Annotated in this window: 13 protein-coding genes and 1 pseudogene; 6 read left to right on the plus strand and 8 right to left on the minus strand. The window is 74.5% G+C overall.

What is annotated here, in order from left to right:
• Positions 1–39: 39 nt before the first annotated feature.
• The 4 genes and pseudogenes from secD to ligA all read right to left on the minus strand — a co-directional run.
• Positions 40–1,632, minus strand: a pseudogene (gene secD / locus AB0F29_RS36480) (protein translocase subunit SecD); the annotation flags it as partial.
• 35 nt (positions 1,633–1,667) lie between these two features.
• The gene (locus tag AB0F29_RS36485; RefSeq protein ID WP_361881749.1) at positions 1,668–2,246 is read right to left on the minus strand and encodes a hypothetical protein; all 579 of its coding nucleotides are present in this window, start codon (positions 2,244–2,246) and stop codon (positions 1,668–1,670) included.
• Between the two features lie 38 nt (positions 2,247–2,284).
• Positions 2,285–3,001, minus strand: coding sequence for a rod shape-determining protein MreC (locus AB0F29_RS36490; RefSeq protein WP_361881753.1), 717 nt, complete (start codon positions 2,999–3,001; stop codon positions 2,285–2,287).
• A 703-nt stretch (positions 3,002–3,704) separates the two neighbouring features.
• Positions 3,705–5,840, minus strand: coding sequence for an NAD-dependent DNA ligase LigA (ligA, locus tag AB0F29_RS36495; protein WP_361881756.1), 2,136 nt, complete (start codon positions 5,838–5,840; stop codon positions 3,705–3,707).
• A gap of 153 nt (positions 5,841–5,993) precedes the next feature.
• Here ligA and AB0F29_RS36500 point away from each other — a divergent pair, with 153 nt between their 5' ends.
• On the plus strand, positions 5,994–7,046 hold the full coding sequence (locus AB0F29_RS36500; RefSeq protein ID WP_018955225.1) for a LacI family DNA-binding transcriptional regulator: 1,053 nt from the start codon (positions 5,994–5,996) through the stop codon (positions 7,044–7,046).
• A 167-nt stretch (positions 7,047–7,213) separates the two neighbouring features.
• On the opposite strand, the gene AB0F29_RS36505 is transcribed toward AB0F29_RS36500, so the two are convergent.
• On the minus strand, positions 7,214–9,391 hold the full coding sequence (locus AB0F29_RS36505) for a phage holin family protein (RefSeq protein ID WP_361881759.1): 2,178 nt from the start codon (positions 9,389–9,391) through the stop codon (positions 7,214–7,216).
• A 276-nt stretch (positions 9,392–9,667) separates the two neighbouring features.
• Here AB0F29_RS36505 and AB0F29_RS36510 point away from each other — a divergent pair, with 276 nt between their 5' ends.
• Complete coding sequence (locus tag AB0F29_RS36510) at positions 9,668–10,450, plus strand: MBL fold metallo-hydrolase (protein ID WP_361881762.1); 783 nt, start codon at positions 9,668–9,670, stop codon at positions 10,448–10,450.
• Entirely contained in the window at positions 10,447–11,085 is a 639-nt protein-coding gene (locus tag AB0F29_RS36515) for a DedA family protein (RefSeq protein ID WP_361881765.1), read from the plus strand. Before AB0F29_RS36510 ends, AB0F29_RS36515 begins: the two co-directional genes overlap by 4 nt.
• A gap of 81 nt (positions 11,086–11,166) precedes the next feature.
• Here AB0F29_RS36515 and AB0F29_RS36520 read toward each other — a convergent pair whose 3' ends face one another.
• The gene (locus AB0F29_RS36520) at positions 11,167–12,399 is read right to left on the minus strand and encodes an aminotransferase class I/II-fold pyridoxal phosphate-dependent enzyme (RefSeq protein ID WP_361881768.1); all 1,233 of its coding nucleotides are present in this window, start codon (positions 12,397–12,399) and stop codon (positions 11,167–11,169) included.
• A gap of 361 nt (positions 12,400–12,760) precedes the next feature.
• Here AB0F29_RS36520 and AB0F29_RS36525 point away from each other — a divergent pair, with 361 nt between their 5' ends.
• From AB0F29_RS36525 to AB0F29_RS36535, 3 genes are all read left to right on the plus strand, one after another.
• Positions 12,761–14,278 carry a phosphatase PAP2 family protein gene (locus tag AB0F29_RS36525; RefSeq protein ID WP_361881914.1) on the plus strand — a complete coding sequence of 506 codons (1,518 nt, stop codon included), beginning with the start codon at positions 12,761–12,763 and terminating at the stop codon, positions 14,276–14,278.
• Between the two features lie 179 nt (positions 14,279–14,457).
• Positions 14,458–15,267, plus strand: coding sequence for a methyltransferase domain-containing protein (locus AB0F29_RS36530; protein ID WP_361881771.1), 810 nt, complete (start codon positions 14,458–14,460; stop codon positions 15,265–15,267).
• A gap of 110 nt (positions 15,268–15,377) precedes the next feature.
• Entirely contained in the window at positions 15,378–15,731 is a 354-nt protein-coding gene (locus tag AB0F29_RS36535; protein ID WP_361881774.1) for a VOC family protein, read from the plus strand.
• Positions 15,732–15,753: 22 nt separating this feature from the next.
• Here the strand turns inward: AB0F29_RS36535 and AB0F29_RS36540 are convergent, their stop codons facing one another.
• Both AB0F29_RS36540 and AB0F29_RS36545 read right to left on the minus strand, forming a co-directional pair.
• Complete coding sequence (locus tag AB0F29_RS36540; protein ID WP_361881917.1) at positions 15,754–17,739, minus strand: DUF5107 domain-containing protein; 1,986 nt, start codon at positions 17,737–17,739, stop codon at positions 15,754–15,756.
• Positions 17,740–18,179: 440 nt separating this feature from the next.
• Positions 18,180–18,419, minus strand: coding sequence for a LapA family protein (locus AB0F29_RS36545; protein WP_018955215.1), 240 nt, complete (start codon positions 18,417–18,419; stop codon positions 18,180–18,182).
• Between the last annotated feature and the right edge of the window lie 19 nt (positions 18,420–18,438).

Consider the following 18,438-nt stretch of genomic DNA (forward strand, 5'->3'; position numbering starts at 1 on the left):
CTTAAATCGTTACGTTGTGCCCCTTGGCAAGGCGCCTACCTGGCTGGTGGAGTACTCCACCAGCCGCCCCCCGGTGAACTCCACGCCCAGATCGACGCCGCGCACCACGATCCCGGCCACCGCGACGGCGACCAGGGCCGCCGAGACGACGAGCCAGCGGACCGGCTTCCGGAAGAGCTTCGGGTCCTTGCGGACCAGCCAGGTCCGCACGGCGCCGGGGCGCGCGATGCCGTTGACGCTCCGGTAGTCGCCGACGAAGCTGAAGTTCGCGGCGATCTCGGTGAGCGCGCGGGCGATGACCAGCGCGGAGAACATCGAGGCGATGACCCCGATGGCGAGGGTGACCCCGAAGCCCTTGACGGGACCCGAGCCCAGGAAGAAGAGCAGTCCGGCCGCGATCAGCGTGGTCGCGTTGGAGTCGGCGACCGCGCTCCACGCCTTCGTGAATCCGGTGGTCAGCGCGGAGCGCAGGGAGCGTTTCGGCCGATCGGCGCACTCCTCCCTGGCCCGTTCGAAGACCAGGACGTTCGCGTCGACCGCCATCCCGATCGCGAGGACGAAACCGGCGAGCCCGGGGAGCGTCAACGTGACACCGAGAGCGACGAGCGCGGCGTAGGAGATCACCCCGTACGCGCCCAGCGCCACGGCGGCGAGCGCGCCGAAGAGTCGGTAGACGAACGTGATGAAGAGTGCGGTGGCGGCTGCGCCGATGAGCGCCGCCCGGGCGCTCGCGTCGATGGCCGCCGCGCCGAGTGTCGGGCCGACGGTCCGCTGCTCGACGATCTCGACGGGCACGGGCAGCGCCCCGCCCTTGATGAGCAGCGCCAGGTCACGCGCCTCGTCCGCGCTGAACGAGCCGGTGATCTGGGTGGCCCCGGACGGCAGTCCGGCCCGGCAGCCGACCGAGGGGTCGACCTGCGGCGAGGAGATGACCTTCTCGTCGAGGACAATGGCGACCCTCCGGCGGTCGTCCCCGGCGGGATGGCAGGCGGCCTCGCCGGTCAGCCGCTTCCAGTCCTGACCGGCGTCCTTGCGGAATTCGAGCGAGACGCTCCAGCCGGCACCGCCCTGCGCGTCGAAGCCCGCGGTGGCGTCCTCGACGCCCGCGCCGGAGAGCCGGGCGGGGCCGAGGGCGAGGGCGCGGCCCTGCTCGTCGGAGAGGGTCAGCCCGTCGGGGTCGGTGGTGGAACCGGGGTCGGCGGTGGAACCGGGGTCGGCGGTGGGACTCGGGTCGGCGGTGGGGTCGGAGCCCGAGGGCTTCTCGTCCGGTTCCTCGGCCGCCGGACCCTCGACCGCGTGGAAGGTGAGCTGGGCCGTCCGGCCGATTACTTCGGCGGCCTGGCGCGGATCCTGGACGTCGGGCAGTTCGACGATGATCCGGTCCTCGCCGGACCGGGTCAGGGTCGGCTCGGAGACGCCCAGCGAGTCGATGCGCTGCCGCAGCACCTCCAGAGTGCGGTCGGTGGTCTCCCGGTCCGCCTCGACGGTGGCGGTGTCCCGGGCCTGGAGCACGATACGGGTGCCGCCCTGGAGATCGAGGCCGAGTCTGGGCGACATGGTCAGGCTGATGTAGACGGAGACGAGCAGCACGGCGACAGCCAGAACCGCTCGCACCACGGTGGCGCGAGTCATGGAAATCCTCCGGTGGGGCGCCGAGCGCCCTCACCTCAGTGAGGACGCGGCGCCGGATCGGCAGAACAGGACGGATGGCCGGTCGTGGGACCGGTGGTCCTGCCCGGAGGTCCCCGGACGTCGGGGAGCGCGCCTCTGCGGCCGCCGGGTACGTCGGAGGAATCCGCGACGACGTGCTGTACGCCGGCGCGCGGCTCGGCCGCCCCCGGTGGGGCGGGCGTCAGCGCGTCGTGCGGCGGCGGTGGCGCGTGAAGAAGCAGGTACGCCCGGCCGGTGCCCGCCCGGGGGGCCTGCGCCGGATCGGCCGCCGCCCTGGGCTGCTCGTGCCCGGCCTGCGCCACCGCACCGGCTCCCGCACCCGTGTACGCCTCGGCCACGACCCCGCTCCCGCGGCCCGGCCCCCAGCGGTCGGATCCGCCGAGGTGCCCGACGCGGTGCCGGGAGTCGTGCCCGGCGTGGTGGGGCTGCGGTGCGGTGGGGGCCGAGGCGGCGGTGACGGCGGCGACGACGGGCGCGAGGCTCCGGGAGGTCGGTGGGGCGAGCGCGGTGGCCGAGGCGGCGCCGCCGACCAGGGTGAGGACGGTGAGGAGCAGCGTGGCCAGCAGGGACCGCACCTGGGACGCGTTCGGCCGGGACGGTCCCGGGTGCGGCGTCACCTCGGTCGGCCGAGTCGCTCGGGCGACACCGTCGGATGGCGGAGCACGGAGCTGAGGATCTGTCCGGCGCCGCGGACGACCGTGGTCGACGGGTCGTCGGCCAGGCGCACCCGGGTGCCGAGGCAGCGGGCGATGCGGTCGGTGACGTCGGCTCGCAGCGCGCCGCCGCCCGCGAGCACGGGGCCCTTGCGCAGGGCTCCGCGGACCGCGCCGTGCCGGTCGTATCGCCACATGGACGTGATCATGTCGAGCACCGTGCGGACGAGGACGGCCGGCAGCTTCGCCGGATCGACGCGGTCGAGGTCGTCGAGTCCGCTCTCGGCCTGCCGGGCGTCGGCCACCAGGCCGTTGACGAGGAGCGTGACCTCGGTCAGCTCGGCTCCCATGTCGACGACGAGAAGGGGGCCCGTCTCCCTCGGTCCGGCGTACGCGGCGGCGGCCCGGGCGCTGCTGAGGACCAGGACGCGCGACGTCCCGAGCCCGGCGAGCAGTGCGCGCGCGGCGGTGCGGTGTTCGGCCCCGGCGAGCACGGGGTGGCTGAGAACGATCACACTGTCGCTGCGGTCGGGCCCCAGGGCCACGTCGGCGATGCGGCCGAGCAGCCGGCCGCAGGACTCGGGGTCGACGATGCGACCACGCCGGACCGGCCGCTCGTCGCCCCCGTGGGAGCCGGAGCCGGGAAACGCGTCGAGAAGCAGGCCCCGGCCGGGCACCCAGGCCCGGGTGCGGGAGCTGCCCAGGTCCAGGGCCAGTCCCCGGGCGGCCGGGGGAACGCCCGGTGCGCCCTGGGCGCCCGGGGCGCGCAGCTGCTGGTGGCGTGCCCGGTGCCCCCCGTGGGATCGCCCCGCCCCGAACGCCCCGGCACCGCTCCCGTCACGAAGCGGTCCGGGGCCCTTCCCCCATGGGCCCGCACCCGGGCGGAGCGGCCCTCGCCACTCGCCGGGCGCGGAAGTGAGCGGGCCGCGAACGGCCGGGACCGGAGTGATCGGGAGTACAGCGGTCGGGGCAGGGACGGCCGGGGCAGGTTCCACCCGGTCAGGTGCGTGGAGCCCGTGAAGTACGTGAGGCCCGTGAAGTACGTGAGGCCCGTGAAGTACGTGAGATCCGTGAAGTACGTGAGATCCGTGAAGTACGTGAGGCCCGTCGGGTGCTCCAGGTCCGCCGGGGACGGGAGGCCTCCGGCCCGGACCGGCGTCCTCGGACGACGGCGGGACGGCGCGACCCGGTCGCTGTCCGTCGTGCACAGAACGCATCGTCCCTCACCCCCGGCCGCCCATCGCAGCCGCCCACGCACCCGTCGGCCCCACTGATAGCGAGGCACGACCGAGCCCTCACTATGCAATACGGGGTGGTGGAACGCCACTTCCTCACTGATTCACAGGCGCACCAGCGCGGCGCGCACCGCAGCCGACGGGCTCAGACCTCCTCCCCCGCCGCCAGGAAGGCGCCGACCAGCTCCGCGAACTCCTCCGGCACCGCGATCCGGACCCCCAGGTCCTCCGCCTTGGTCCGCTTGGATCCGGCCTTCTCCCCGGCCACCAGCAGACTCGTGCGCTTGGAGACGCTGGAGGACGACTTGCCGCCGGCCCGCTCGATCAGCTCGTTCATCTGGTTGCGCGACAGCTTCTCCAGCGCTCCGGACATCGCACCCGTGACCACTACGGTCATCCCTGCCAGGGGCAGAGCGGAGCCTGTTTCGGTGTCGCCACCGGCCTCCGCGTCCCCGCCTGTCGCCGCGGCCTCCTCCTCCGTCCCCGGCTCCGGGGGCGGGGTGGCCCCCGGCTCCGTCATGGACACCCCGGCCGCGACGAGCTTGTCGATCAGCGGCGCAAGCTCCACCAGCTCGGCGACCACCGCGGCCGCCTTCTCCTTGCCGATGCCGTCGACCCGCTGGAGCGTCTCCGCGTCGGCGGCGACGATCCGGTCCATCGTGGCGAAATAGCGTGCGATGCGACGCGACATGGAGCGCCCCGTGCCCCGTACGCCCAAGGCGCAGAAGACCCGGGACAGCGGCCTGCTCCGGGCGGTTTCGATGGCCGCCAGGAGGTTGTCCGTGGAGGTCTCGCCCATCCGGTCGAGGGCGAGCAACTGCTCCCGCTCCAGGGTGAACAGGTCCGCGAAGTCCGTGACGAGGCCCGCGTCGACGAGCTGGACGACACGTGTGGAGCCGAGGCCCTCGATATCGAGCTGATCGCGCCCCGCCGCATACGAGACGGAGGCGACCAGACGGCAGTCACGGCCCCGGGTGCAGCGCCAGCGCTGCTCGCTCGTGTCGATGTCGGAGCCGCACTGCGGGCAGCACTCGGGGAAGGCGATGGGCGTCTCGTCGCCGGTGCGCAGGTGCACCACGGGCGCCTCGATGCGCGGGATGATGTCGCCGGCCTTGTAGACCATGACCTGGTCCCCCAGCCGCAGGTCGCGGCGGGTGATGTCGGCCGGGTTGTGCAGGGTGGCGTAACCGACGGTGGAGCCGTCGATCTCCACGGGCTCCAGGACGGCGCGCGGCGCGATGATGCCCGTGCGCCCGACGTTCCACTCGACGGCCAGCAGGCGGGTGATCTTCTCCACGGCGGGCAGCTTGTAGGCGATGGCCCAGCGGGGCGCGCGGGTGCCGGAGCCGGCCTCGCGCTGGTCGTCCGCCAGATCGGCCTTGATCACGATCCCGTCGATGCCGAACGGCAGCGAGGCGCGCAGGGCGCCTATCGCGTCCACCCGAGCCTGGACCTCCTCGACCGTGGTGGCCCGGAGCGGCGCGACGTCGGTGCCCGCGGCCGTGTGCACGCCGAGATCGGCGACGTACGCCAGGGTCTCGCTGTGGGGCAGTTCGGCGAGGGTCGCGGCGACCTCCCCGGAATCGGGCAGCGGCAGCGCGCCGTAGGCGAAGAAGGTCGTCTCCACCCGGTAGGCGCGGTCCTTGGCGCGCAGGGTGCCCGCGGCCCCGTTGCGCGGGTTGGCGAAGGGGGCGCCGCCGTGTTCCGTACGGATCGCGTTGCCCTGTTCGAACTGCTCGTTCGTCATGAGGATCTCGCCGCGCACCTCAATGGTGACCGGGGCGGCCAGCCGCTCCGGCAGGCCGACGACGGCGCCGGCCGCGTGCGAGACGTCCTCGCCGGCCGTGCCGTCGCCCCGGGTGATGAGGCGCTCGAACCGGCCGTCCCGGTAGCGCGCGGCGACCGCCAGGCCGTCGAGCTTGGGCTCCACGCTCCACGCGGTCACCGGCCTGCCGATCCGCCGCTCCAGCGACGCGGTCCAGGTCACGAACTGCTCCGCGGAGAACACGTTGTCCAGCGAGAGCATGGGCACCGTGTGCGGCACGTCGCCGACGGCGGCCCCGCCCGCGACCTTGCCCGTCGGCGAGTCGGCGAGCACCTCCTCCGGGTGGTCCGCCTCGTACGCGGCTATTCCGCGCGCCAGCCGGTCGTAGGCGTCGTCGTCCAGCGCGCTCTCGCCCGTGGCGTAGTACGCGGCGGCGGCGAGGGAGGCCTCTTCCACCGCGGCGGCATAGGCGGCGGCATCGGCGAGCACAGCAGCTGAGTTCGTCATGGCCACCATTCTTCCGCCCACCACTGACAACGCCCCCGGCGCCGGGGGCCAGGCCCCTCGTGACGGCGCGCGAGACCTTCCTCGCCGAGCCGGAACGGCTGCCGGGCGCGGTGCGGGCCCTCGGCTGAACAGGGCGGCCGGCCCCCGGGTATAAAGGGCTGCATGACAGCCGAAGTGCCGCAGCCCGTACGCCCCGCGACCTTGGAGGACGTGGCGGCCGTGGCCGGTGTGTCACGGGCGACGGTCTCCCGGGTGATCAACGGGGCGACCACGGTGGACCCCGCCCTGCGCACCGTGGTCGAGGAGGCGGTGGCGACCACCGGTTACGTGCCCAACCGCGCCGCCCGCTCGCTGGTGACGCGGCGCACCGACTCCGTGGCCCTGGTGGTCTCGGAGCGGGAACGGCGGCCGATGTCCGAGCCGTTCGTCGGCCGGATGTTCTCGGACCCGTACTTCGGGCGGGTCGTCAGCGGGCTGCTGGAGGTGCTGCGCCCCGCGGGCATCCAGATGGTCGTCATGCTGGCCGACGACGAGGCGTCCCGGGGCCAGTTGCTCTCCTATCTGCGCCACGGCCATGTAGACGGGGTCGTGCTGATCACCACGCACGCCGACGACCCGCTTCCCGGGCTCCTCCAGGACACCAGGATGCCCGCCGTCCTCGCGGGCCGTCCCCACCGTCCGTCCCCGCTGGCCTATGTGGAGGTGGACCAGCACGCCGGGGCGCGGCTGGCGGCCGACCACCTGGCCGCGCTGGGGCGACGCCGCATCGGCACCGTCTCGGGCCCCCAGGACATGCCGGCCGGGCAGGTGCGGCTGACCGGTTTCCTGGAGGCCGTCGCCGCCCACGGCATCGAGGACGTGGCCTGTGCCGAGGGGGACTTCACGCATCTGGGCGGGGCCGCGGCGATGCGGCGGCTGCTGGCGGACCGCCCCGACCTCGACGGGGTGTTCATCGCCTCCGACCTGATGGCCCTGGGCGCGCTCCCGGTCCTGCTCCGGGCCGGGCGCGACGTGCCGTCCGACGTGGCGGTGGTCGGCTTCGACGACAGCAGCGCGGCGGCCGCCTGCGACCCGCCCCTGACCACGGTGCGGCAGCCGGTGGAGGAGATGGCCGCGGAGATGGCCCGGCTGCTCCTGAAGCAGATCGGCGAACCGCGCGGCCCCTCACCCTCCGTGCTCTTCCCGCCGACGCTGGTACGACGGCAGTCGGCCTGATCGGACGACAGGCGGCCTGATCGGGCAGCGGACGGCTCGCCGGTTCGTCGGCTCGGACAGCTTGCCGGCTCGGACAGCTTGCCGGCTCGGACGGCTCGTCGGAGAGCGAATCGCCGGAGAGCGACGCCCCTGTCGGAGAAGCGGTCTGTCGGAAGGCCGTCCGCCGGTCAGGCCGTCGTACCCGGCGCTTCCGGCACCGGGGTGTCGCCCGGGAACGGCTCGTCCGCCAGGCCCGCCCCGCCGAACCCCTCGGCCCGCACCGGGACCTGGGGCCCGGAGGACTCCTGGAGCCAGCGGGTCAGCACCCGGTGCACGGCCTCGGCGCCCACCAGCCCGCCGCCCGGCGGCGCGGGCGCGCCCTCCGCGGTCTCGGCGGCCACGATGTCGAGCGGGTCCGTCAGCGCGCGCGGCCAGAGCAGGAACGGCCGGGACTGTTCGCCGCCGAGACCGCCGTGCGAGCCGACCTGCTCCTCGAAGGCGTGCACGGTTCCGGTGGCGGGGTCGTACATGGAGTTGACCATCACGTCGGCGACGTGCGGAAAGGTGTCGGTGCGCCGTACGGCGGCGGCCGCCCCGACGCCGAAGACCGCGAGCGGCCCCTCACCGTCGGTCAGTTCGGCGACGGGTACTTCGGCCCCGCCGGGCCCGAGCACCACGGAGCCGTGTTCCCCGGTGCGGACGAGGAGGAACCCGATCCCCGGATGGTTGGCGAGCGTGGAGAGCAGCGCCGGGTGGCGGCGCTCGATCTGTTCGCGGGAGGCGCGGCCCTCGATGTCGGGGAAGGAGATCAGCCCGAGGTTGCCGGAGGCCAGCACGATCGGGTCGGAGAGCTTGGCCGGGTGCTCCGCCTCCTGCCCCTCGACGGGGCGGTGCAGGGCGATTCGCACCGCGTCGCGGGCCTCGGAGGCGCTGCGGGTGCGCTGGGCCCGGCGGGGCACGGGCAGCCCGCAGCCCGCCCGGACGAGGTCCTTGAGGGTGAGCCCGTACTTCCCCGCGAACGTCTCCCCGGGGCTCTGCCCGTGGTCGGAGAGAAGCACGATCCGGTAGGCGCGCGGGGTGTGGTCGGCGATCTTGGCGATCAGCGCGAGGGACCGGTCGAGGCGTACGAGGACCTTCTCGGCGTCGCGGCTGTGGGGCCCCGAGTGGTGGGCGACCTCGTCGTAGGCGACGAGGTCGGCGTAGACGGCGGTGCGTCCGGCGAACATGTCGCCGAGGACGGCGGCGGCGACCACGTCGCGCTCCACGACGGTGGCGAAGGCACGGATGAAGGGGTAGAGCCCGCCGCGCTTGATCCGCGGTGTGACCTTCCGGGCGCGGGCCCGGGTCGACTCGCCAATCTCGCGGAGGACCTCGGCGACGAAGGACAGGGCCGTACGGGTGGCGTTGGCCGGGTCGGAGAAGTAAGCGAAGTATCCGGCGCGGGAACGACGGCCCTTACCGCGCCGGGCGGCCATCGAGAGCACCAGGGCGAGCTGTCCGGCTCCGCCGCTGAAGAGGTTGCCCCGGCTCGCGCCGTCGACGGTGAGCAGACCGCCGTCGCGGGTGCGCTCGATGGCCCGGCGCTGCATTTCGAGGGCGCTCGCGGGACGGCTGGAGACCATGACGGTGCGGGTCTCCTTCTCGTACCAGCGGAACGCGGGCACGTCGTGGTTGCTGCCGTGCAGGATGGCGAGCTGGCTGGCGCCGGTCTGGCTGGACCAGTCGGTGCGCCAGGGGGTGAGCCGGTGTCCGGACGAGTCGTCGAGCCAGTAGGCGACGGTGGGCATGAGCCCGTCGGCCGCGGCCTTCACCAGGACGTCGTGGCCGACACCGTCGAGCTGGAGGAAGACGGTGCCGGGCGGTCCGTCGCGGCCCGGTTCCGACGGGCCCGGGGAGCGGCCGCGCCGTCGGCGCCGGTCGGCGAGCCGGGACAGCCGTCTGCGGTAGGCCTCGTCGTCGCGGACGGCGAGGGCGGTGGAGGTGGCGGAGGCGACGGCGGACATCACGGCGGCGACGACGACCGCCGTCTCCGGGTTGGCGTCGCCGCGCCCGTCCGGGATGAGGCGCAGCGCTACCAGCAGCAGCGAGCCGTTGAGGAAGAAGACCAGGGCGCCCAGGACGAGCGCGGGCACGATGAGCAGGGCCCGCACGAGGACGGGCCAGACCAGGGCAGACAGGAGGCCGAAGGCGCCCGCGCCCCAGGCGGCGGTGAAGGCCGTCTTGGTGGTGGTGTCACCGTCGTCGGCCTCCAGCTGGAAGTCGGGCAGGGCTCCGGCCAGTACGAGCATGGTGAGGGTGGACACCGCCCAGACCGCGGTCACCCGCATCAGGGCTCTGCCCGCCGTACGCCACTTCCCGTCACCCACGCCGGCCCACCTCATGTCCTTCCGCGCCGGGCCCCGGTCGTCCGAAGCCTGACCTTCAGCTTTTCACAGCGGCGCCGCCGGTCAGCTGCTTCGGTGGGAGCGGCCGAGGCACGGCGGGACGGCACGGGGGGCGCATAGGCTCGTACCGGCAGCGCGGGCGGACACGGCCGCGCGCGCCGCGCCGCGCCGGGATCAGGAATTCACGGATCGCAGAACACAGGACACAGATCACAGACCACTGACCACTGACGACGAGGATCGAGCGAGGAGGCCGAGGTGCCGGTGGAGATCACCTGGTGGGGTCATGCCACCTGCACGATCGAGGACTCGGGGGTGCGGGTGCTGACCGACCCCTTGTTCGTACGGCGCTTCGCGCATCTGCGCCGCCGCCGGGGCGAGGTACCGCCACCGCAGGCCGCGGTCGCCGAGGTGGTGCTGGTCTCCCATCTGCACTCCGACCACCTGCATCTGCCGTCGCTGGCCCGGCTGGCTCCCGGCAGCCGGCTGGTCGTGCCGAGCGGCGCGATCGCGGCCGTGCCGGGTCTGCGGGCGCTGCGGCGGACGCGGCGGCTGCACGTCACCGAGGTGGGACCGGGCGGGACGGTACGCGTCGGCGAGGTGCGGGTGCGGGCGGTCCCCGCCCTGCACGACGGGCGGCGGCTGCCGGTCGGGCCGCACCGCGCGCCGGCGCTCGGCTATGTGGTCGAGGGCGAGGCACGGACGTACTTCGCCGGGGACACCGGGCTCTTCGACGGGATGGCCGAGGCGGTGGGGCCGGTGGACGTGGCGCTGCTGCCGGTGGGCGGCTGGGGCCCCTACCTGGGGCACAGCCATCTGGACCCGGCCCGCGCCGCCGAGGCGCTGACCCGTCTGGCGCCGAGGTCAGCGGTGCCGGTGCACTACGGCACGTACTGGCCGATCGGTCTGGACGGGGTGCGCCCGCACGAGTTCCACGCGCCGGGCGACGAGTTCGTACGGCAGGCGGCGAAGCGTGCGCCCGAGGTGACCGTGCATCTGCTGGGGCACGGCGAACGCGTCAGACCGGAGGCCGGCCCGTGATCCAGGAGATCCAGCAGGTGGTGCGGGAACTGCCCCCCGAGTCGACCCAGCAGGCGGTCGGCTATCCGACGCTGTTCGCCCTGGTGGCGCTGGGGTCCTTGGTGCCCGTGGTACCGACGGGGGCGCTGGTGAGTTCGGCGGCGGTGGTGGCCTTCCACCAGACGTCGCCGCTCACCCTGCTCTTCGTGTTCCTGACGGCGTCGACCGCCGCGTTCCTCGGGGACGTCTGCCTGTACTGGCTGGGGCAGCGCGGGGTCCGGTCGAGGAACGGCTCGAAGTGGCTGGAGGCGATCACCCGCCGGGCAGCGCCGGAGCGGCTGGCCCAGGCGCAGGAGAAGCTGGCGCGGCACGGTGGGATGGTGCTGGTGCTGTCCCGTCTCGTTCCCGCCGGGCGGATCCCCGTGATGCTGGCATGCCTGCTGGGCAGGATGCCGTTGCGGCGGTTCGCCCGGGGCGATGTTCCGGCCTGCCTCGCCTGGGCGGCGACGTACCAGTTGATCGGCGTCCTTGGCGGTTCGCTGTTCCCGGAGCCGTGGCAGGGAGTGGTCGCGGCGGTCGCCCTGACGTTGCTGATCAGCGGGGCTCCGGCGGTGTGGCGCAGGCTGCGGTCGCGGTTCGGCCCCGAGCCGTCCTAGGCCTGTCGTCGAACTCCCGTCTGCCCCGCAGGGCCGCCCTCCGGACGACGACGGGACTTTGACAACAGGTCCCAGCCGCGCTCAGCGCAGCGCGCCGAACACCGCCGCGAAGCCGTCCAGCGCCCGCGCCACGTGCGCGAGCTCCAGGGGCTCGGCCGCGGTGAGGGACTCCGTCTGCTGCTCCTGCGTGGCGCCCAGCAGCGGTCCGGTGCCCAGGCGTACGCGCAGGGCGCCCAGCTCGTCCCCGAAGCGGTGTCCGCCCGGGGCCGGTGCGCCGAGCCGGTCGGTGAGGTACTCCTCCAGCTCCATGGAGTCCGTCACGCCCACGTCCGCCAGCCGCGAGCGCAGCGGCCCGAGGTCGGCGTAGAGGTGGCGGCCCGCCTGCGGGGGGCGGGCCAGGGCGCCGGCGCCGAGGACCCCACGGTGGGCGGCGGCGGCGACCTGGGCCTGGAGTGCCGCGGCGCTCCGGATCCGCTCGCGCACGGACTCCGGTTCCCCCAGGGCATGGGCGGCCGCTTGGGCGACCGGAGCCGCGACGAGGGCGCCGAGCGCGGTGAGGATGTCCAGGGTGCGGGCGTGCCGGACGGCGGCCCGGGCGGTGTCCGGGAAACGGGCGACGGCGACCGGCCAGGCGGCCGGCACGAGGGCTCCGGACAGGTCGGCGATCACCGTGACGTCGTCCGGGCACATCTCGGCGGGGCTGAGCAGGACGGTGTCGCGGGGCCGGTGCACGGTGTCGCGCCAGGTCTCGTCGCTGATGATGTGCAGCCCTTCGCCGACCGCCGCCTCGCACGCCTCGTGGACCAGCTCGGGCGGGGCGACGGTGGCCGTGGGGTCGTCCACGAAGGAGAGCAACAGCAGTTTCGGCCGGCCGCCCTCCGCACGGACCCGGCGGACGGTCTCCAGCAGGGCGTACGGGTCGGGCACGCCGCCGCATTCGGCCGGGCTCGGCACGTGGTACGCGGGACGGCCCAGCAGGCGGGCCTGTGGCATCCAGGCGGCCGGGCAGGGTCGCGGCATGAGGACGTCACCGCCGTGGGCGCCGATCAGGGCCAGGAGGAGCGGCTGGGCGCCGGGGGCGGCGGCGATGCCGCCCGCCGCCCCGTGCAGTCCCCGCCGGCCCCAGTAGCCGCGGGCCGCCTCGCGCAGCTGGGCCCCTCCGCCGGGGGGTTCCGGGCGGGTCCGGGCGGAGGCGGCGGCGAGGACGGCGGCCAGTTCCGGGAGGACCGGGAGGCCGGGGTCGGGGGCGGGCGGGCCGTAGCGGACGGGGCCGTGGTCCTCGTGCGCGGGTGCGTGGTCCTCGGTCCCGTGCATCCGGCCCTCCTCCGCCGCTCTTCGCTTCCTCGCTCCGCGCCCGCGGAGTCTCCGGCGTCTCCGGCGTCTCCGGCGTCTCCGGCGCGCCGCCGCGCCGCCCGGAGCATCGGGTCCTGGTCCGGGTCCGGGTGCTCCGGTTTCGCTTCTCGTTCTCCGGGTCGACGGCCTCTGGCTTCTTCAACGGCCTCTGGCTTCTTTATACGGAGGTTCCGGACGGCCCGCCCGCCCAGTCGCGCGCCCGCTCCCGGGGGCCGTCGCCGGTTTGGCCGTTCCGCCGACCGGTGGCGGCACGTGGCCGGGGTCTCAGCGCGCCTGCTGGTTCAGCGTGGCCCGGCCGGGTATTCGCTGACCCATGTCCTCACTGTCCTCACCGAGAACCTCACCCGCCACCGTCAACACCACCGCTCCCGCCGTCGCCCGCTTGCGCGGCTGGCTGCAGGAGCGGGACCTGGCAGTCTTCCGGAGCGTCGCGGACCGGCACTGGCCGGGCGCCGATCCGCTGCTGCCGAAACTGAGCCGGAGCGCCAACCACGGGCTGCTCTGGTTCGGGGCGGCGGCCGGGATCGCGGCCCTCGGCAGCAGTGCGCGCTCACGCCGGGCCGCGCTGCGCGGGGTGGCGTCCCTCGCCGTGGCCTCGGCGGCGATCAACACGGTCGGCAAGGGCGCGGTGCGCCGCGAGCGGCCGATAGCGGACCTGGTGCCGGTGGTGCGGCAGCTCAAGCGGCAGCCGATCACCACCTCCTTCCCCTCGGGCCACGCGGCGTCGGCGGCGGCCTTCGCCACCGGGGTGGCCCTGGAGTCCAAGGGCTGGGGCGCGGTCGTGGCCCCGGTCGCGCTGGCCGTGGCCGCCTCCCGCGTCTACACCGGGGTGCACTATCCGAGCGATGTGCTGGCGGGTGCGGCGCTCGGCGTAGGGGCCGCGTTCGCGCTGCGCGGGGTCGTGCCCACCCGGGGCCAGCTACCCGCTCCCGGCCGCCCGCCCGGCGAGGCCCCGGCGCTGCCCGCCGGCAAGGACCTCGTCGTGGTGGTGAACCAGGAGTCGGGCACGGCCACCGCGACCGCGTCGCTGGTGCGCGAGGCGCTGCCCGCGGCGGAGGTGGTGGAGGTGCCGCCGGAGGAGCTGTCGGCCGCGATGGAGAAGGCGGGGCGGGGACGGGCGCTGGGTGTCTGCGGAGGCGACGGCACGGTGAATCTGGCGGCCTCCGTGGCGGCGACGCACGGAATGCCGCTGGCGGTCTTCCCCGGCGGCACACTGAACCACTTCGCCTACGACCTGGGCATCGAGACCGTCCACGACACCGCCACCGCCCTCACCGCGGGCGATGCCATCAAGGTGGACCTCGGCCGCTTCCGGCCGGGGCCCAGGGGCGCGGACGGGGCGGACGGGTACTTCCTCAACGCCTTCTCGCTGGGCGTCTATCCGGAACTGGTGCGGACCCGGGAACACTGGTCGCCGCGGATCGGCGGCTGGCCGGCCGGCGTGCTCGCGGCCTTCCACGTGCTGCGCGGCCGGCGCCCACTGGAGGCCGAACTCCAGGGACGCAGGAGGCCGTTGTGGCTGCTCTTCGTCGGCAACGGACTCTTCCAGCGGGTGGGCCCCGCCCCGGGGCGCCGCCACAACCTGGCGGACGGGCTGCTGGACGTCCGGGTGGTGCACGGCGGCCGGACGCCCGCGCTGCGTCTGCTGGCGGCGGCGGTGGCGGGACCGCTGACCCGCTCCCCCGCCCATGCCGCCGTGCGGCGGCGCCGGGTACGGATCGGCGGCCTCGCGCCGGGGACTCCGTACGCGTACGACGGTGAGGTGGCCCACTCCGGAACGGAACTGACGATCGACAAGCTGCCGGAGGCGCTGACCGTCTACTGCCCGATGCCGACCTGACCACCCACACCCTCCCCCGGGCGGAACCAGGCCGGCCCCTCGGGCCCCTCCCACCAGTTCCACCAGTTCCACCAGTCGTCCGCATAGCAAGACGCCCATCTCATCATTCGGCATGGCGGCGTACGGTGGTTCCTTCGCCGCGCCCGTCGGCGCGAGGTTCCGGGAGAGGAAGCAACGCCATGCCGAAGGAGACCGCCGTGTACACGCACGGCCACCACGAGTCGGTCCTGCGCTCGCACCGCTGGCGGACCGCCGCCAACTCGGCGGCGTACCTCCTCGACGAACTCCGCCCCGGTCTGGCCGTGCTGGACGTCGGCTGCGGCCCCGGGACCATCACCGCCGATCTGGCCGCGCTGGTCGCCCCGGGGCAGGTCACCGCGGTGGACACCGCCGAGGACATCCTCGGCCGGGCCGCCGCGGTGGCCGCCGAACGAGGCCTGGACAACGTCGGGTTCACGGTGGCCGACGTCCACGCCCTGGACTTCCCCGACGACTCCTTCGACGTGGTCCACGCCCACCAGGTGCTCCAGCACGTGGGCGACCCCGTCCAGGCTCTGCGTGAGATGCGGCGCGTCTGCCGACCCGGCGGGGTGGTCGCGGCGCGGGACAGCGACTACGCGGCGATGACCTGGTACCCGGAGGCCCCCGGCCTCGGCGAGTGGCTGGAGGTGTACGGCCGGGTGGCCCGCGGCAACGGCGGCGAGCCCGACGCCGGCCGCAGGCTCCTCTCCTGGGCGCGGCGGGCCGGGTTCACCGACATCACCCCCACGGCGGCCGCCTGGTGCTTCGCCACCCCGGAGAGCCGCGCCTGGTGGAGCGGCCTGTGGGCGGACCGTACGACGGACTCGGTCTACGCCGAGCTGGCGGTACGGGGCGGGCACGCGAGCGCCGAGCAGCTCACGGCCATCGCCGGGGCGTGGCGCTCCTGGGGCGAGGAGGACGACGGCTGGTTCATGGTCCCGCACGGCGAGGTGCTCTGCCGGGCGTGAGGCGAGGAGCGGCCGGCATGGGGTGAGGCGGTGCGGTACGGGCGAAGAGAGGGGCCCGGCCCGCCCGGAACCGATCACACCGATGGCGGCCGCCAACTACCCTCGTGGGCATGGAGATCCTCGGAACCACGCTGCGTATCTGCGTCGACGACCTGGAGGCCTCGGTGGCCTTCTACGAGGGGCTGACGGGCACGTCGGCCCTGCGCTTCGAGCGCGGTGGGGTGTCGGTGGCCGCGATCGGCTGCTTCCTGTTGATGAGCGGGCCCGAGTCGGAGCTGGAGGTGCTGCGCAAGGTGAGCGCGACCATCGCCGTCAAGGACGTCGACGAGGCGAACACGGCGCTGACCCGGGCGGGCGCGCGGGTCATCGCGGGACCGGTGCCGACCCCGGCGGGCCGCAACCTCATCGCGCTGCACCCGGACGGCTCGGTCTTCGAGTACGTGGACCGCAACGTCACCGTCTGACCGGCCGCCCGGGGCGCGTTGGTCACTCCTGGGGCGGGCGCATGCGGAAGTCATAGGCGTCCGGCAGCGGTTCGTCGCTGACGGACGCCCACAGCTCGCCGAGGACTCCGGCCCCTTCGCGCAGGTCGGCGACCTCGAATCCGGCGTCGAAGATCTCCCGGGCCGCCCCGGTGTCGCCCTCGGCGACCAACGTCCGGGCGAGGAGCAGCCGGAAGCGTCCGCGCGCACGGATCTCCCCCGGCAGTCCGACGAGCAACGCCCGGGCCGCCCCGGGCCGGCCGGCCGACAGGTGTGCCTCGACGGTCTCGCGGGCCAGGGCGACGAGGAGGGCTGTGCCCGCCTCCGACGCCGTGAGGTCCTCCGCTCCGGGGGCCCCGAGGTCCGCGAAGGCCTCGGCGTACAGCTCGGCGGCGTGGTCCGGCCTGCCGCTCTCCTCGGCGGCGACGGCGAGGCAGCGCAGCAGGGGCCAGCGCGGGGTGGGGCCGCACTCCAGGCCACGTTCCCAGCTGCGGACGGCCTGCGCCCGGTCATCCGCGTGCCACTGCGCGATGCCGAGGTGGTACTCGGTGTGCGGGTCGGCGTCGGCGGTCTCCAGCATGTCCCGCCAGGGCCGTGAGACCGGTGTCGGGCCGGGTATGCCGTGCGGGTCCGGCTTCGGCAGGGTGCCGTGCTCCAGCAGCCCCCGCCAGGGTTCCTGCTGGGCGCCGATGGCGGCGGCGGGGAACGGGGTGCCGGGCAGCCGGTGGCCGCCCCGCAGCACCTCCAGCGCACCCCAGCCGGAGCCGGTGGCGAGCACCTCGCCCGGTTCGGCGTCGGCGTACGGCAGCCAGGCCGCGTACGTCTCGTCCACCACGCCGCGCGGGAGAGCCTCCTCCAGCCGTGCGGCGGCCTCCTCGGTGGCCGCGGCCCAGTCCCGGCCGTGCACGGCGGCCGGGTCGGCGGAGAGCGGACCGTAGGACTCCAGCCAGCTGAACGCGGCGCCCGCCTCCAGCGGGACGTGCTCCAGCTGGGTACGGGACAGCCCGGCCTGGATCTCCGCGTACCCGCCGTTCCCGGGCCCGTTCAGCCACTCCTGCCAGCGGCGGCCGCCCCTCCCGTGCCCCCAGCGGAACAGTTTGCGGCCGCGCAGCAGGTCGGTGGAGGTCTGGGCGAGCCCGTGGCCGTCCTCGTCGAGCGCGGCGATCCAGCGACGGGCGCCGTCGGACAGCTCGTAGAAGTGGTCGGCGGGGTACTCGGAACGCAGCGGATAGGTGTGGTCGAGGCCGCCCGACTCCGGGACGCCGACCCGGGTGAGGGCGTGGTCGTAGCCGAAGTGCCAGGCCTCGTCGGCCGGGGCCAGTACGCGGGTGTCCGGGGTCTCCGGGACGGCGATGTTGGACCACCAGTAGACCGGTGCGGGCCGTTCGTGCGGGTTGCGTATCCGCACGCCGACATGGAGGAAGTCGGATGCGTCGGGGAGCCAGAGGTCCACCTGGAAGGGCAGGTCGCGCAGCCGCTCCCACTCCCAGAGCCGGACCATCGTCCCGCCGTCGGGGGCGGGCACGAGCGCGGCGTGGAGCGGTGCGCAGGACAGGGTGGTGTGGCCGGTGGCGCCGATGTTCCACTCGATCCCGCCGGAGAACCAGGCCCCGTTGAGGGCGAAGGCGGCGGGCTGGAGGACCGGGTTGCGGTGGAGCAGTTCGCGACCGGTGGGCTTGTGGTGCAGGGAGTGGATCCGGCCGCCGAGTCCGGGCAGCACGGTGACGCGCAGCCGGGCGTTCTCGATGACGACGGCGTCGATGTCGGCGGGGGTGCGCTCACGTCCGTAACCGTCGAGCAGCCGGGTGGGCAGTACGGTGCGCAGCGGCCGGTGGCCCAGTTGCCGGGCCATGTCGCGGGGCAGGTCCGCCCGTTCCCGGGGGTCGAGCACGGGCGGCGTGGCGGGCGTCCGCAGCGGCGGGAGCGGGTTCTCCGGCCCGATCGGCGCTGCGGGCAGGTTCAGTACGGCACGTCGTACGGTCGTGGCCAAGGCACCCTCGTTCCCTCGCGGCGGGCCGCCGCAGGTCCGGGCGCCCCGGTGACCATGGAACACGCAGGTGGCCGCGGGGGCCAGAGGCCCACCGACCGGATTCTCACGGGCTCGGGGCCCGCCCCGGGACCCGCACGGCCGGGGCCGGGCCGTCAGGCGTCCGGGGCGGTGTCCGTGAACGCGTCGGCTACGGCCGGCGAGCAGTGCGCCCGCCGTGCCGTCCAGGTCGAGATCGGGGTCGTAGATGGTGACGAGGTCCGCCTGGCCCCGGCCGGTGGCGATGGCCGGCTGCTCGCCGCCGGCCGCGCCGATCCGGTCGCTGTTGCCGGAGTGCCGGAGTGGCGCGCACACGGCCCGTACTCGCCGCGGTGACCCGGGGCCTCAAGCGGGTCCACCGTGCCGGTTTCCCTGTGCGAAAGGAACAGGGTGCGCGGCTGCTGTCACTTGCCCTTCCGGCGGAAGAGGTAGCCGCCGCAGCCGAGGCCGATCAGGAACATGGCCAGCAGCGCGAACCAGAGGGGCATCGTCACCTCGGGGATCAGCACCCGGATGGTGACGTCGTTCGTGTTCACGCAGATGAACACGATGACGAGCACGACCACCACGGCGACCACGATGCGCCCGGGAGTCAGCCACCCCGTGCCGCGCCCGCTGCCGCTCGATACGTCCTTGGGGCTCATGTTCCGGCCCTTCCGCTCG

It is taken from the genome of Streptomyces sp. NPDC026589 (genome assembly GCF_040638385.1).
Classification (GTDB): Bacteria; Actinomycetota; Actinomycetes; order Streptomycetales; family Streptomycetaceae; genus Streptomyces.